Annotated in this window: 12 protein-coding genes; 3 read left to right on the top strand and 9 right to left on the bottom strand. The window is 63.7% G+C overall.

Features of this window, described 5'->3' with window-relative positions:
* Nucleotides 1-40: 40 nt before the first annotated feature.
* The 5 genes from MUN23_RS08170 to MUN23_RS08150 are packed head-to-tail and all read right to left on the bottom strand — an operon-like array spanning nt 41 to nt 6,416.
* The gene (locus MUN23_RS08170; protein ID WP_248763354.1) at nt 41-2,431 is read right to left on the bottom strand and encodes a bifunctional salicylyl-CoA 5-hydroxylase/oxidoreductase; all 2,391 of its coding nucleotides are present in this window, start codon (nt 2,429-2,431) and stop codon (nt 41-43) included.
* Between the two features lie 14 nt (nt 2,432-2,445).
* On the bottom strand, nt 2,446-4,116 hold the full coding sequence (locus tag MUN23_RS08165) for an AMP-binding protein (protein ID WP_248763353.1): 1,671 nt from the start codon (nt 4,114-4,116) through the stop codon (nt 2,446-2,448).
* Between the two features lie 55 nt (nt 4,117-4,171).
* Nucleotides 4,172-5,044, bottom strand: coding sequence for an acyl-CoA thioesterase II (locus MUN23_RS08160; RefSeq protein ID WP_248763352.1), 873 nt, complete (start codon nt 5,042-5,044; stop codon nt 4,172-4,174).
* Between the two features lie 5 nt (nt 5,045-5,049).
* On the bottom strand, nt 5,050-5,532 hold the full coding sequence (locus MUN23_RS08155; RefSeq protein ID WP_248763351.1) for a cupin domain-containing protein: 483 nt from the start codon (nt 5,530-5,532) through the stop codon (nt 5,050-5,052).
* 41 nt (nt 5,533-5,573) lie between these two features.
* Nucleotides 5,574-6,416: a fumarylacetoacetate hydrolase family protein gene (locus tag MUN23_RS08150; protein ID WP_248763350.1), complete on the bottom strand. Its 843-nt coding sequence runs from the start codon at nt 6,414-6,416 to the stop codon at nt 5,574-5,576.
* Between the two features lie 132 nt (nt 6,417-6,548).
* Here MUN23_RS08150 and MUN23_RS08145 point away from each other — a divergent pair, with 132 nt between their 5' ends.
* Nucleotides 6,549-6,947: a RidA family protein gene (locus tag MUN23_RS08145; protein ID WP_248763349.1), complete on the top strand. Its 399-nt coding sequence runs from the start codon at nt 6,549-6,551 to the stop codon at nt 6,945-6,947.
* Nucleotides 6,948-7,060: 113 nt separating this feature from the next.
* Here the strand turns inward: MUN23_RS08145 and MUN23_RS08140 are convergent, their stop codons facing one another.
* The 4 genes from MUN23_RS08140 to MUN23_RS08125 all read right to left on the bottom strand — a co-directional run bounded on the left by MUN23_RS08140 (nt 7,061) and on the right by MUN23_RS08125 (nt 12,508).
* Nucleotides 7,061-8,320: an MFS transporter gene (locus MUN23_RS08140; protein ID WP_248763348.1), complete on the bottom strand. Its 1,260-nt coding sequence runs from the start codon at nt 8,318-8,320 to the stop codon at nt 7,061-7,063.
* Between the two features lie 4 nt (nt 8,321-8,324).
* A complete protein-coding gene (locus MUN23_RS08135) occupies nt 8,325-10,049 on the bottom strand; it encodes an amidohydrolase (protein ID WP_248763347.1) in 1,725 nt (574 codons plus the stop codon).
* A gap of 190 nt (nt 10,050-10,239) precedes the next feature.
* The gene (locus MUN23_RS08130) at nt 10,240-11,226 is read right to left on the bottom strand and encodes an ornithine cyclodeaminase family protein (RefSeq protein ID WP_248763346.1); all 987 of its coding nucleotides are present in this window, start codon (nt 11,224-11,226) and stop codon (nt 10,240-10,242) included.
* A gap of 397 nt (nt 11,227-11,623) precedes the next feature.
* Nucleotides 11,624-12,508: a PaaX family transcriptional regulator C-terminal domain-containing protein gene (locus MUN23_RS08125; RefSeq protein ID WP_248763345.1), complete on the bottom strand. Its 885-nt coding sequence runs from the start codon at nt 12,506-12,508 to the stop codon at nt 11,624-11,626.
* Here MUN23_RS08125 and MUN23_RS08120 point away from each other — a divergent pair.
* Nucleotides 12,498-12,818 carry a hypothetical protein gene (locus MUN23_RS08120; protein ID WP_248763344.1) on the top strand — a complete coding sequence of 107 codons (321 nt, stop codon included), beginning with the start codon at nt 12,498-12,500 and terminating at the stop codon, nt 12,816-12,818. The two genes, MUN23_RS08125 and MUN23_RS08120, sit on opposite strands and share 11 nt — an antisense overlap.
* A 28-nt stretch (nt 12,819-12,846) precedes the next feature.
* Nucleotides 12,847-14,049: an amidohydrolase gene (locus tag MUN23_RS08115; RefSeq protein WP_248763343.1), complete on the top strand. Its 1,203-nt coding sequence runs from the start codon at nt 12,847-12,849 to the stop codon at nt 14,047-14,049.
* Nucleotides 14,050-14,135 lie beyond the last annotated feature (86 nt).

The raw sequence follows: 14,135 nt of genomic DNA, 5'->3' as shown, positions 1-14,135 counted from the left end.
TGGGCACTTTCCGGTCGTTGACCGGAGCGGTGGCCAATGGCTACTTCACCAAAACCGATGCGGCAGCCGACTCAGGAGTCCAGCGCAAGTGGGTGGTGGCCTCTTCGGCATCCGGTTCCTTGAGCAGGGACAGACGCGGACGTACGGCGTCAGTGCGGGAGCTCGGCGGCTTCCGGCGGCCGGCGCGGAATTGCGGAATCCACTGCGCACCGGGGCCTCGGTATTCCTGTTCAGCGGCGGCATGCAGGGTCCACTGGGGATCGTAAAGGTGCGTGCGGCCCAGAGCGATCAGGTCCGCGCGGCCTGCGAGGAGGATCGAGTTCACATCGTCATAGCTGGAGATAGCGCCGACGGCGATCACTGCCGCGCCTGCCGGAGCGGCAACTTCCTGACGGATACGGTCGGCAAACGGCGTCTGGTAGCTACGGCCGAAAGCGGGCTTCTCTTCCTTGGCCACCTGGCCGGTCGAGATATCCAGGCCGGCAGCACCGTGGGCGACGAACGCCCTGGCGATCTCCACAGAATCGTCGGAGGTGTTGCCACCCTCGATCCAGTCGGTCGCTGAGATGCGCACAGTCACAGGCTTGCTGGCAGTCCATGCCGCACGAACGGCGTCGAACACTTCCAACGGGAACCGCAACCGGTTCTCCAGGCTGCCACCGTATTCGTCGGTCCGTTTGTTGGATACCGGCGAGAGGAAGGAGGACAACAGATAACCGTGTGCGGCGTGGATTTCGAGGAGGTCGAAGCCTGCATGGTCTGCACGGACGGTGGAGGCGACGAACTCTGTCTTGATGGCTTCCATGCCGGCGCGATCCAACTCTGCCGGGGTCTGGTTGTCCGGACCGTACGGCAAGGCGGACGGACCAACCGTGGGCCAGTTGCCGGACTCGAGTGGCTGGTCGATGCCTTCCCACATGAGCTTGGTGGAACCCTTGCGGCCCGAGTGGCCAAGCTGGGCGCCGATCTTGGCGGTGGAGCGGCTGTGGACGAAGTCCACGATCTCCTTCCAGCTGTCACGCTGGCCATCCGTGTACAGGCCGCTGCAGCCCGGGGTGATACGGCCTGCTTCGGAGACGCAGACCATTTCGGTCATGACCAGGCCGGCACCACCTAAGGCCTTGGAACCCAGGTGAACCTTATGGAAGTCGCCCGGGATGCCGTCCACCGCGGAATACATGTCCATGGGCGAAACTACAATGCGGTTTTTTAGTTCCAGCTCACCGATGGTGAATGGCTGGAACATGGCAGGTGCAACGTCGGAGAGGCCCTGTGACTCCGCAAAGCCGCGGTCAACGGTGTCCGCGAATTCGGGGTCGCGGAGGCGCAGGTTCTCCTGGGTGATGCGGCGGCTGCGGGTCAGCAGGTTGAATGCGAACTGTGTGGGGTCCTGGTCCTTGTACTGGCCGATGCGTTCGAACCACTCAAGCGATGCCTGGGCCGCGCGCTGGGTGGAAGCAACAACGGGCCGACGCTCGGCCTCGTAGGCAACCAGCGCAGTTTCAACATTCGGGTGCTCGTGCAGGCAAGCGGCCAGAGCCAAGGAGTCCTCCATGGCCAGCTTGGTACCGGAACCGATGGAGAAGTGTGCCGTGTGGGCGGCGTCGCCGAGAAGGACTACGTTGTTGTGGCGCCAGCTCTCGTTGCGGACCGTGGTGAAGGTGATCCACTTGGAGTTGTTGGTCAGGACCTCGTAGCCGTTCAACTCTTCGGCGAAGATCTCGCGGATCTTGGCGATTGCCTTTTCGTCCGAGACGCCTGGAGGGAAGACCTCATTGGCGGTCTCGTCGAAGCCTGCCGCGTCCCATACGTCCTGGTGCATTTCCACGATGAACGTGGAGCCCTCATCCGAGTATGGGTAACCGTGGATCTGCATGATGCCCCACTCGGTTTCCTTCACGAAGAACTTGAAGGCCTCGAACACCTGGTCCGTACCGAGCCACATGAACTTGTTGGTGCGGGGGTCAAGGTCAGGCCGGAAGGAATCGGCGTACTTGGCACGGATCTGCGAGTTGATGCCGTCGGCGGCAAGCACGAGATCGTAGTTGGCTTGGAGTTCCTCAATGGCCGGGGCCAAGGTCTGGAAGCGGAGGTCCACGTTGAGTTCGGCGCAGCGGCGCTGCAGCAGCTCCAGCAGTTCCTTGCGGCTCATGGCAGCGAAGCCCTGGCCGCCTACCGTGATCATCTCGTCGCGGAAGTGGATATCAATATCGGACCAGCGAGCGAAGCGGCGGCTCATGTAGTCGGCCACCACGGGATCGGCGTTGCCGATGCCGCCCAGGGTCTCATCGGAGAATACGACGCCGAAACCAAAAGTGTCGCTGGCAGCGTTTCGTTCCCACAGGGTGATGTCGTGAGACGGGTCCAGCTGCTTCATCAATGCTGCGAAGTACAGGCCTCCGGGGCCGCCTCCAACGATTGCGATTTTCATGGTGATGCTCCTTCTCAGGCCTGGCTCTGGCCGGCGGGGGTCAGTTGTACGGATTCGCTCGTATGGTTCTCTTCGAGTCCGTCGCGAAGTTTGAAGTGCTGGAGTTTGCCGCTGGGGTTGCGCGGCAGCTCGGTGACGAAGCGGATGTCCCGGGGGTACTTGTAAGGGGCGATGGTTTGCTTCACGAAGTCCTGGATTTCCTTGCGCTTCCCGGCGTCGCCAGTGACGCCTTCGCGCAGGACGATGAACGCGCAGACAATGCTGCCGCGCTCAGGATCCGGGCGGCCGATGACTGCGTTCTCCACCACGTCCGGGTGTTGATCAATGGCCGATTCAACCTCAGGTGCGCCGATGTTGTAGCCCGAGGAGACGATCATGTTGTCCGAACGGGCCTGGTACGTGAAGTACCTGTCCTCGTCCATGGAGAACGTATCGCCGGTGACGTTCCAGCCGCGGACCACATAGTTGGCCTGCCGCGCATCGTCCAGGTACCGGCAACCTGTGGGGCCAATCACGGCCAGGCGTCCTGACTGTCCGGGGCCGAGTTCATTGCCGTCATCATCGAGGATGGTGGCCCTGAAGCCCGGAACAGCGCGACCCGTGGTTCCGGGCCTGATGTCGTCGCCAGCGGCGGAAATGAAAACATGCAGCATCTCCGTGGCTCCGATCCCATTGACCAGCCGCAGACCCGTCGCTTCATGCACTGCTTCCCACGTCTCTTTGGACAAGTGCTCTCCTGCCGAGACCGCAATCCGCAGGCCCCCGAGCAAGTCTCCGCGGCCCTCTTTGAGGATGGCCCGGTACGCCGTAGGGGCGGTGAAAAGAATAGTGGCCCCGGCCGCGGATGCGTGCTGGGCCAGTTCCACAGGACCGGCCTTCTCGGTCAGGAGCGACGACGCGCCAAACCGGAGTGGGAAGACCACCAGGCCGCCAAGGCCGAACGTGAAGGCAAGTGGTGGCGAACCGGCAAAGACGTCGTCCGCCGTGGGTTGCAGGATGTAACGGGCGAAAGTGTCTGCGTTGGCCAGGATGTCCCGGTGAAAGTGCATGGTCACCTTGGGCACACCGGTGGTGCCGGACGTCGGACCCAACAGCGCAACGTCGTCGGCGGACGTGTCCACAGCCGTGAATTCGCCGTTCTTGAGCTGGCAGCGCGCGGTGAGGTCGCCGCCGTCGTCGGATCCGTAGGCCAGGACTGTAACGTCATCCCCAGCGGCGACCGCGAGCTCATCCACGAAGCGATGGTCCGAAATGGCCACCACTGGCTTGGTGAGCTGGATCAGCGTGGCAACCTCGGTGGAGCGCAACATGGGCATGGTGGTGACCGCCACGGCGCCGGCCTTCAGCACACCGAGCCACGCGGCGACGATCCAGGGGTTGTTGGGGCCGCGCAGCAGCACGCGATTGCCGGGAACAATGCCGAGGTCTTCGGTGAGGACCTGGGCCACCTGGTTGGAGCACTTCTGGAGCTGACCGTAGGTCCAGACCGTGCCGTCAGATGTCCACAGAGCCGGGCGGTCTGCGCCGTACTGCTCGACGGCGTCGTCGATCAGCACCGCGGCGGCGTTAAGCCGCTCCGGGTAGTGAAGTTCAGGGAGGGTGAATTCAAGCGCAGGCCAGGTATCGGCGGCCGGTAGGTGGTCGCGGGTGAACGTGTCCACGTGGGCCGATGGCATCATGCTCATGGCCGTTCCTTTCAGTGGTGCGTCGTTGAAGCTTGGATGGTGTTGCGGCCGGCGCTCAGGCGCCGGCGCGGATCATGCCCTCTTGGGCGACAGTGGCAAGGAGCCTTCCTCGCCGATCGAAGAAGCGGCCCATGGCCAGGCCCCTGTTGCTTTGGCCAGAAATGGCGTCCTGTGCGTAAAGGACCCAGTCGTCGGCGCGGCCGTCGCGGTGGAACCACATGGAGTGGTCCAAGCTGGCGGTGGCAAGTCCGGGACTGGACCAGTTCAGTCCGTTCACCCGGAGCAACGGCTCCAAAATCGTGTAATCGCAAACGTAAGCCAGGGCTGCGCGGTGGAGGTCAGCGTCGTCAGGCAGTGCGTCGAAAGCCCTGACCCAGATGGCCTGCTGCGGCACGGAACCGCCCTCCAGCTCAATGTAAACCGGTCCGGGTATATGCCTCATGTCGAAACTGCGACCCGTGGACCAATAGTCTGCGGCCGGACCCTCAGTCCCGTCCAGCGCTTCCGCCGCACTTCTGAGCGATTCAGGCTCGACGGCGGCAGGAGCCTCGGGCTGGAAGTCCGGTCCCTCTTCGGGAACCTGGAAAGAACCCATCGCGGCATATACCGGTTTGCCGTTCTGGAAGCCGCGGACGGTGCGGGTGGAGTACCCGCGGCCGTCCCGCAAACGCTCCACTTCGTACCGGACACTTGAACCGATATCCACGGGACGCATGAAGTAGCTGTGCATCGAGTGCAGCGAGCGGTCCGTATCCACCGATCGCATCATGGCCGCGGCGGCCTGCGCCACCATGTCGCCACCGTAGGCCTTGGGCCACGGCACGTACTGGGTGGTTGCCTCATACGCTTCATCGTGGACCTGCGCCGGAACCGGGGTAAGCTCCACTGCCCTGAGGAAAGTCTCTGACATCAAGGTTCCAATGATCATTGCTTCTATGCCCGGTGGTAGTCGGCGAGGGTTTCGTCGGGAACGTCCTCGAGGTTCACCACGAGGTTCTCCGGGGTTCGCGCGGTCAGCCACACGAGTTCCTCCGTGACGGACATATTGGCCTCGACGTGGGGCATGAACGGCGGGACGAAGACCCAGTCGCCTGCCTTCATGTCCAGGAATTCCTGGTAGTTCTCGCCAAAGTAGATGCGGCCGTGGCCGCGCAGTACGTAGCCGCCGGTTTCGGCCTCACCGTGATGGTGCGGCAGCGAGCGATAGCCGGGAGTGTTTGAGACCTGGCCGAACCAGATCTTCGTGGCCGGGGTGTGCTGGATGCTGACACCGGAGACGCGGACGCAGTCCCCGGACTGGGCGGTGTTGGTGTCTTCCTGGCCGGCGCGGGTCACGACCGGCACCACCTTGCCGTCGGCCTGGGCGTAGGTGGAGTTGTCGCCTTCGAGGCGGTAAACGGTAGCGGTTGGGTTCATGGTTGGTCACTCCTTTGAAGTGGTAGTTGCTTGGGCTGTCTTTAGGCGTCGGCGACGACGGGAGCGTAGATCCGGAAGAGGTTCTCCAGCCTGCCGATCCCGTCGATTTCAGTGGTGAGGACGTCCCCGTCGCTGAGGAAACGCGGGGGAGTCATTCCCATCCCCACTCCGCCGGGCGTACCCGTCAGGACAAGGTCGCCGGGGCGCAGCGTGGTGAACTGGGAAATGTAGGACAGCAGCTTCGCCGGGCCAAACACCAAGGTGCTGGTGTTACCGTGCTGCACGAGTTCACCGTTGACGTAGCCGCGGACCTCAAAGTCGCCGTCCGCTTCGTCAGCGGTCAGCATGACCGGGCCCACCGGCGTGGTTCCGTCGAAGGCCTTGCCCTGGAACCATTGAAGAGTCCGGCTTTGCCAGTCGCGCATGGAGACGTCGTTGGCGACCGTGTACCCGGCGATTGCCTCGCGTGCTTGGTCCTCGTCCGCGCGGAACAGTTCAGCACCAACGACGACGCCGAGCTCGGCTTCCCAGTCGACGCTGCCGCTGCCGTGGACTTCCACGGTGTCCGAAGCGCCGACCAGCGTATCCGCGTACTTGGCGAAGAGCGTGGGGTACTCGGGAAGCTCGCGGCCCATCTCCTGGATGTGATCGCCATAGTTCAGGCCGCAGCAGATGACCTTCCCGGCCTGGGGAAGGAGGGGGGCGAGGTCGGCGTCGGTGATCGTGTCTTCCGTCGCTTCAGTTCCACGAACGATGGCCTGCCAATCCGGCTGGGCGAGGAGCGCCCCGACGTCGGTGGCCGGCAACGCGACGTACGTGTCGGGGCCCGTGGCGAGTGCCGCCGTCGTGCCTCCGCCGGCCGTGCGCAAGGTGGCAAGTTTCATGCGTTCTGTCCCTTCGAAATTGATGTGTCGACTTTTTTACGATCGTCACATATGCTCAAGGTAGCACGGCAGAAATGATCTGCACAGAGGCTTTCCAAAAGTTTTGCAGTTGCCACGACCAGGAGGAACAGCATGAGCCACCAGACGATCAACCCGGAATCGCTCCCCAAGCCTTCGGGTTTTGCGCACGGCATTCTTGCCGGCAACACAATCTTCCTGGGCGGCCAGACGGCCCTGGACAAGAACATGAACATCGTTCCCGGCGGCATCGTTGAACAGTTCAAGCAGGCGTTCTCCAACGTCCTGACAACGCTGCGGGAGGCGGGCGGCCAGCCCGAGGACCTCGTCAACGTGACCATCTACCTCACGGACGTGGACGACTATATGGCGAACGGGCGCGAGATCGGACGCATCTGGCGTGAAATGGCCGGTTCCGAGTACCCGGCAATGGCGGGTATCGGCGTCACCCGGCTATGGCAGAAAGAGGCTCTGATCGAAATCCAGGGCATTGCGGTGATCCCGGAGGGCTGAGAGACGCCCACTGAACATGCAAGGGCCGGCCGAGGGTTGTGGCCGGACAGCAGAATGCCCGCGACGGGTGCCGCCATTGGCGCCAATCGCGGGCATTCTGCTGTCTGTTCGCGCTACCGGCGCGTCATGCTAGGCGTTTTTCCTGCGGTTCTTCGTGCGAGAAGAGTCATTGCCACGACCGCCAACACCACGGGAGCGCAGGCCATCACCACAACAGTCTGGGCTGACTGGCCAGCGGCGAGCATCAGGCCGCCGGCTGCGGGGCCGGCGATCGAGCCCATACGGCCCATGGCCGAGGCCCAACCGACACCGGCCGTCCGTGAAGCCTCCGAATAGGCACTCACGGCGACGGCCGCCTGGCCGACCATGCTGCTGGCAAGTCCGGCACCGACCCCTGTGAACAGAATCAACAGGAGCACGGGGCCGGGCCTGGTGAACGAGACCAGCATCAGGAAGACGATGGCCAGGGCACCGGCAGCAATGAGCATTCGGCTCGTGGGGAACTTGCCTGCGAAAATGATCAGCAGCGAAGCACCCAGGATGCCTCCGATTCCCAGCGAAGCAGCACCCAGTGGGGCCATGGACGGGCTGAAGCCATAGCTAAGCAAGAGAGTGGGGAGCCAGGAGGAGAAGGCATAGAAGGTGGTGAAGATCAGGAACGCGAAGGCCCACAGGAGCAGTGTGCGCGGCGTCATTCCTCCGCCGAACAAACTGCCTACACCCGACCTTTCCAGCCCCCGGTGTTGTGCCGTGATTCGGACATCGGCAATGCCGAACCACATCATGGGCAGGAGAACAGTCGGTAGGATGGCCCCCACCCAGAAGATGGATTGCCATCCGTAGGCGCCGATCAGGTTGCCGCCACTGAGTCCGGCAGCGAGGGATCCCGCGGACAGCCCCATCGTGACCAGGACCGCGAGTCGTTCGCGCGTACGCGCCGACGCGCCGTGGGTGGCCAGGGAAACGGCCGACGGCAATACGGCGCCCAATCCAAACCCTGTGATGAGCCTTGCCAAGGCCATCATGGTGATATCACCCGACAGGGCGGTCACGGCTGAGCCCACCGCGAAGATTGCCGTCCCCCCGATCAGTGTGAGCCGCAATCCGAGTTGGGCGGAGATCCGCCAGCAGGCGATATATCCGATGACCACACCGGCGTTGGTGGCGATCAGCGGTGCGGTGAAGGCGGCTGGGGTCGCTCCCCATGCGGCCGAAAGGGAAGGAATGGACAGCCCCATGGAAGCGGTGTCGAATCCATCGAGGACCACAGCCAGGAAGGTCAGGAGGATGACCGCCCAGCGCAGCGGCCGGACCGCTTGAAGTGCGGGGGCACCTTCCGTAGGGGGAGCCGTTGGAACAGGGTGACTATTCATGGTTTCACTTTCTCTCAGTGATTTCGCCCGGGTGGGCTGGTTCGAGGCAGGGGAGAGCCTGGATGCGGGGGAGCACGCCGCCGTCAAATTCGCCGTGGCTGACGCGCCCGTCCACAACCGTCAGGAGGACCTCGATGGCTCCGATGTCATGGCTGGCAACCGCGCCTGGGTCGTCGGACAGGACCACCAGGTCCGCCAGCATCCCTGGTGCCAGGGTGCCCAGCCGGCGTTCGGCGTTCGCACACCATGCGCTGCCGCTCGTGTACATGGCCAGGGCATCGCGGGGTGATATGGCGAACTCGTGGCCCAGAACTCCCGCGGACCGAGTGGAGCGCGTCACGGAGGCCTCGATTCCCAGCAACGGTTCATACGGGGCAACGGGGCTGTCCGAGCCGCCGCCGATCGGATTTTCGCACTTGGCCAAGTAGTCTGCCAGTGGGGCAATTGCCGCAGCCCTGTCGCTGCCGAGATACTCGGCAAAACCGCTGCCCAAGGCGAAATGGAGCGGCTCCTGGGCGGCGATGCCCACGCCCAGCGCGTTGACACGGTCCCAGTGTTCTGAATGTGGGTAGAGCATGTGGATCAACGTCCAGCGCTGACCCTCCAATGGCTTCAGGACGTTCGCCTTTTCGTAGGCATCCAGGACCATGTCAATGCCTGCATCCCCCACGCAGTGGGCGCCGACGGGCAAGCCCGCCAGATTCGCTGCCTTGCAAAGACGGTCAAGGTCTTCGGTTCCCAGGAAAGGCTTGCCGCGGGGATGATCGATGTCATCCACCCGCCGGTACTGCTCCCGGTAGTAGCCCGTTTCCACCCCGCCGTCCACACAGATCTTGACGCCGATCGTGCGCGCCCAACCATCGCCGTCGTCAACCTGGACCTGCCCGGATTCAATCATCCGGACGGCGGCGTCCACTCCGACTCTGGGAGGGGGAACGCGCCAGAGCATCGAGACCCGTACCTGCAGCCCCGAAGAAGCCGCCAGGGAGCGGTACAGCTGCATTTCCTCAAGGGTCAGGGCAGGGTCGATCACTGAGGTGATTCCGGCCGCGCTGTAACGGCGCTGGACAGTCTCAAGAGCCTCGCGGTACTGGTTCGGGCCAGGTTTTGGGAGCAGGTCGAGCAGATCCGTCACGTGGGCATTGCCGATGATCTGCCCGGTCAGGCGGCCGTTGTCCCTGACATACGTAGCACTTGCCGGGGCTTGGGAGTCTTCGGCAATCTCCAGGCGTTCAAGCGCCATGCTGTTCAGGACAATATTGTGCCCACCCCGACGGAGCACCGCAGGGTGTGCGGGGCATGCCTCGTCCAGTTCAGCCCGGGACGCCATGCGGGCTTCGTGCAGCCTGCTCTCATGCCAGTCACCCGCGGAGACCACCCAGGTGCCGGCCGGCGTATCATCGGCCTGCGTACGCAAGACCGTCAGCAACTCACCGACGGACCGTGCGCCGGAAAGGGTGGGGATCAGCATCCCGAGGCCGGTCATCAGCATGTGGTTGTGCGAATCGTGGAACCCCGGGCAGATGAACCGGCCCTTCGCGTCCACCACCGTGGTGGCCGGTCCAAGGAATTGTTCCGCGTGCTGGTCGTTCCCGACGAAGACGATCGTGTTTCCCCGCACGGCCACGGCGCTGGCCCTTGGTTGCTCGGGGTTCATCGTGAGCACAAGGGCGCCACGGATGATGAAATCAGCTGGTTCGCCAGCGGGTGAAGAATCATGGCTTTTCATGGAGGCCTTCCGGGAGGTCGTAAAAGTTGCCGGCTTTCTTGCCGCGGTCCCTGCCATGCACTGCCGGGATATACCGGAAGCCAGACGGCGATCGCGAAATATGTAGCAACATTGACTATCGTCACGGAAGTGGGATATGCCCGTGACGTATCCCGTTGACACCAAAGGCGCAACGGATGTTTCGTTTATTTCAGCGCGACATGTCAATGTCCGTTCCGAGGCCGTGCCGCACGGCGGCGTCATACAGCAGGCGGCCGATGGCCAGGTCCTGCATGCCGATGCCCACTGAATTGAAGAGGGTGACGTCGTCGTCGTTGTCACGCCCGGCCAACTGCCCGGCAATGACCGCACCGAGTTCACCCCGAACCTCGTCGAGCGAGATGGCACCCTCGGACACGGCCATCATGAGATCGCCGGACTTCTGTACGGCGGTCTCCATGCTGTCGACGAAGACCTTGGAGCGGCCCATCCCGGCCGAATCTATTTCACGGTGGGTTAGCCGGGGGCGGGCCCCGACCGCATTGATGTGGAGCCCCGGACGGAACCAGCCGCCACGGACCAGGGGCTCTTCGGATGGTGTCAGCGTGCAGAGGACATCAGCGGCTTCCACCGTTTCCTGGACGCTGGATGCTGCCACGAACTCGATGGCGTGATGCGCGGTCCTCGCTTCGAAGGCCTGAATGGTGGCTTTGCTGCGGGACCAGACGACAACCTTCTTGATGGGTAGCACGTGCAGCAGGGCCTCGACGTGGGCGATCGCCAGGGCGCCGGCGCCAATGAGGCCGAGCGTTGAACTGTCCGGGCGGGCTAGGTACTTGCTCGCCACAGCGCTTGCCGCAGCGGTCCGGACGCGGGTGGGAACCCGGCCGTCGAGAAGAGCAAGCGTTTCCCCGGTGCGCTGGTCCGCCAGCAAGATGCTTGAACGCTGCGTGGGTAGTCCAGCTTCACGGTTCGCGGGAATATCGGACAGCAGCTTCACGGCCGCGAGTTGCTGCGTGTCAGCCAGCCCGGACATGAGCAGATACCGTGCGTCCGAAGACGGCAGGTGAAGGGACATCGGAGCGGGCTGTTGGGCAGTGCCTCGTGCGATATCGACGAAGCCACATTCGACGGCGGCGATAGTTTCGGCCATGCTGGCCAAATCTTCAAGGGCTGAAGCGGTGAGAATGAGTGTCATGGGCACCTCCGGTTGTTGGTCTTTGCGATGGGGCGTCGATTGCGCCAACGGTATACCAAGCGAGAAATTACCGTCAATGATTGATGGGATGTTTCCTGTCAATGCGGTTTTTTTGCGCAGGCTTCACGAAGCCAAGTGAGCATGACGAAACCACCTGGCATACCAAAGACGGTTTTTGACGATCCTACCCATGGCGGGCATGGGCGGCCTCCCAGCGTTGCGGAGGGCTATTTGTGGGCGGGGAGGAGGCGATTGTATCGTCAAAATGACTAATCTGTAACGACCGTCGATTTTTATGCATAAGTCGTCAATCAACGCCGAAGGGGCATGCAGGAAGCCGGTGTGCGCATTCAAGGAGAGAGTCGCGTGCCCGTCCGGCCAAGCGTGGACCAGCCCCTTAGTGGGCTGGGAGGTCCGCCTGGCCGTGGATGAGTTCGTTCGCGTGGGCCGCCGCCAAGGGCGCGGCCAGCCGGTGCACAGCCTGGAACGTTTTCCGGACCGTGGGGCTTTTCCAGTCTTCCGGCAGGTATTCCAGCGGGAGATTCGGGTCCCTGTATGGGAAGCGGCGCCACACTGTCAGCATCGGGATGTAGTAGCGGAACGCGTCGCGGCGCAGCTCGGCCGTCGATTCGGCCAGGGCAGCCTCTGGATCGTCGTCCACCAGCCCGGCCCAGAGTTCACCGGCGCCCTCGTAGAGGTCCAGGAAGTCGGCGAACTGCTCGTCGATGGCTTCCAGGTCCCACCACTCGGCAACCTTCGGCCGCATGGGCCCGTCAAACAGGTAGTCGCCCTGGAAGAAGTCCACAAACTGGATGAGCCCCCGCGCGGTGAGCCGCTCACGGGCCTGCTCCAGGATCTGGGCGGGGGCTATCCACACGCCCGAGGCCACGGAACCGAAACCAAGGCCGGACAGTTCGGAGCGCAGCTGGTGCCGACGGTTCCGCATGGATTCCGGAACCGAGAAGACGGCAAGAACCCAGGCATCCAGCGGGGTGGCCCGCTCCGGCGCGAAGATTCTCTGGTCGCCTTCCCGGAAGACGTCGAGGACCGCCTCGGAAAGTTCGTACTTGGCGACACCGTTCTGGCGGATGCTCTTGAGGACACCCTTGGCCTTCAGTCGGGAGACGGAGGATCTGACTCCCGGGGCGTCGTAACCGAGGGAACCCAGCATGGATATCAGCACGGATACCGGAAGCGCATCGCCCGAGCTGCGGCCATAGAGCCCGTAGATCGTGACAATGAGCTGCTGGTGGCGCACCGGTGGTGCGGGGATGGCCAACATGGGTGGATCCTCGTTTCTGCGCCAAGGGGTGAAGGCAACAATCGTTTTCATCATAGGGCGGGAGTTGCCGGGCCCTGCGATGCCCGACGGCGACGCCCGGAATTTGCCGGCCCTCAGCCAGCAGACACACATTGCCGAAACGATTCCTCTCGTGAACTTCAAATCCATATTTGGTATGCCAAGTTGCATGCTGGCAACTTCTTGTGCGGTTAATTTAGTTACAAGCAGCGGAAATAATCAGAATTTGGCGATGCTGGTATTGCCTTGGAATACCAAAAGCACCTACTATGTGTTTATGGAGACAACGTGACGATCGTCACAAGAGCGGGAGGTTTGGTATGCAACGCACACTCATTGAGCGCGTTCGGCTGGCGCATGAAGCGCCGCCGGTGGACCTGCTCGTCCAGGACGGTCGCATCGCGCAGATCCAGCCGTCCGGTGTCATCGACGCCGCCGCGGCGGTGCGCGAGGACGGCGCCGGTGCGCTCGCGCTGCCAGGAATGGTCGACGCCCACTGCCACGTCGACAAGAGCCTCTGGGGCCGCGACTGGGTTCCGCATTCCGCAGGGCCCGTGCTCGAGGACCGCATCGCGAACGGCGAGCGGGGCCGCGCGGAGCTCGGCCTGCCCAGCCGCGACGGCGTGCACGCGCTGCTCGAACAAATGGCCGCCACCGGGACGACCCTCGCCCGCACGCACACCGACGTCGATCCCGAAATCGGGCTGCGCGGTCTCGAGCTCGTCACGAGCGTCGCCGAAGAGCTGGCCGATGTGATCGACGTCGAACAGGTCGCCTTCCCGCAGGGCGGGCTGCTGACTCGCCCCGGCACGGCCGAGCTGCTCGAATCGGCCCTTCAGCAGGGTCTGGTCGGATGCCTCGGAGGCATCGACCCCGCCGCGCTCGAACGCGACTCGGTGCGTCACCTCGATCTGATCTTCGGGCTCGCCGAGACCTACGGCACCAGGCTAGACATCCACCTGCACGAGCGCGGCACCCTCGGTGCGCACACGATGGAGCTCATCATCGAGCGTGTGCTGCGGCACGGGCTCGAGGGTCAGGTCGCGATCTCGCACGGCGTGGCCATCGTCGAGGTCGACCGCGCCCAGTCCGAGCGGATCTCGCAGGGCCTCGCCGAGGCGCGGATTTCCCTACTGACGGCAACGGTCTACAACACACCGGTGCTGCCGGTCGCCGAGCTGCGAGGGCGCGGGGTCAACATTGGCGCGGGCAACGACGGCGTGAGAGACCTCTGGGGCCCGTACGGAAACGGCGACATGCTCGACCGCACCTTCCACCTCGCATACCGCAACGGCTTCCGCACCGACGAGCAGATCGCCACCGCATTCGACGTGGCGGTCAGCGGCGGGGCAATCGCCCTCGGGCGCGAACCCGCCCGGATCGAACCCGGCGCACCCGCTGATCTCTTCCTCATCGATGCCTCGAGCATCGGCGAGGCAGTCGCAGCCCGACCGCCGCGGCGGCTCGTGCTGAAACGCGGCAAGGTCATCGCGCGCCACGGGATACCCGTACGCACGGGTTGACCCTGCACCCGGCGAGCGGAACCCTGCTCGCTTCCTCCCCCCAACCAGTTCCGCATCCCGCGGAACCTCGCCCCGAAAGGCAAGAA

The organism is Pseudarthrobacter sp. SSS035, assembly GCF_023273875.1.
In the GTDB taxonomy this organism is placed as follows: Bacteria; Actinomycetota; Actinomycetes; order Actinomycetales; family Micrococcaceae; genus Arthrobacter.
This window is presented reverse-complemented; position numbering and strand designations above follow the sequence as displayed.

What these genes read in the sequence shown, in the direction of transcription:
- MUN23_RS08170 (WP_248763354.1), bottom strand. Translation starts at nt 2,431, where the DNA reads ATGAAAATCGCAATCGTTGGAGGCGGCCCCGGAGGCCTGTACTTCGCA.
- MUN23_RS08165 (WP_248763353.1), bottom strand. Translation starts at nt 4,116, where the DNA reads ATGAGCATGATGCCATCGGCCCACGTGGACACGTTCACCCGCGACCAC.
- MUN23_RS08160 (WP_248763352.1), bottom strand. Translation starts at nt 5,044, where the DNA reads ATGATCATTGGAACCTTGATGTCAGAGACTTTCCTCAGGGCAGTGGAG.
- MUN23_RS08155 (WP_248763351.1), bottom strand. Translation starts at nt 5,532, where the DNA reads ATGAACCCAACCGCTACCGTTTACCGCCTCGAAGGCGACAACTCCACC.
- MUN23_RS08150 (WP_248763350.1), bottom strand. Translation starts at nt 6,416, where the DNA reads ATGAAACTTGCCACCTTGCGCACGGCCGGCGGAGGCACGACGGCGGCA.
- MUN23_RS08145 (WP_248763349.1), top strand. Translation starts at nt 6,549, where the DNA reads ATGAGCCACCAGACGATCAACCCGGAATCGCTCCCCAAGCCTTCGGGT.
- MUN23_RS08140 (WP_248763348.1), bottom strand. Translation starts at nt 8,320, where the DNA reads ATGAATAGTCACCCTGTTCCAACGGCTCCCCCTACGGAAGGTGCCCCC.
- MUN23_RS08135 (WP_248763347.1), bottom strand. Translation starts at nt 10,049, where the DNA reads ATGAAAAGCCATGATTCTTCACCCGCTGGCGAACCAGCTGATTTCATC.
- MUN23_RS08130 (WP_248763346.1), bottom strand. Translation starts at nt 11,226, where the DNA reads ATGACACTCATTCTCACCGCTTCAGCCCTTGAAGATTTGGCCAGCATG.
- MUN23_RS08120 (WP_248763344.1), top strand. Translation starts at nt 12,498, where the DNA reads ATGGCCAACATGGGTGGATCCTCGTTTCTGCGCCAAGGGGTGAAGGCA.
- MUN23_RS08125 (WP_248763345.1), bottom strand. Translation starts at nt 12,508, where the DNA reads ATGTTGGCCATCCCCGCACCACCGGTGCGCCACCAGCAGCTCATTGTC.
- MUN23_RS08115 (WP_248763343.1), top strand. Translation starts at nt 12,847, where the DNA reads ATGCAACGCACACTCATTGAGCGCGTTCGGCTGGCGCATGAAGCGCCG.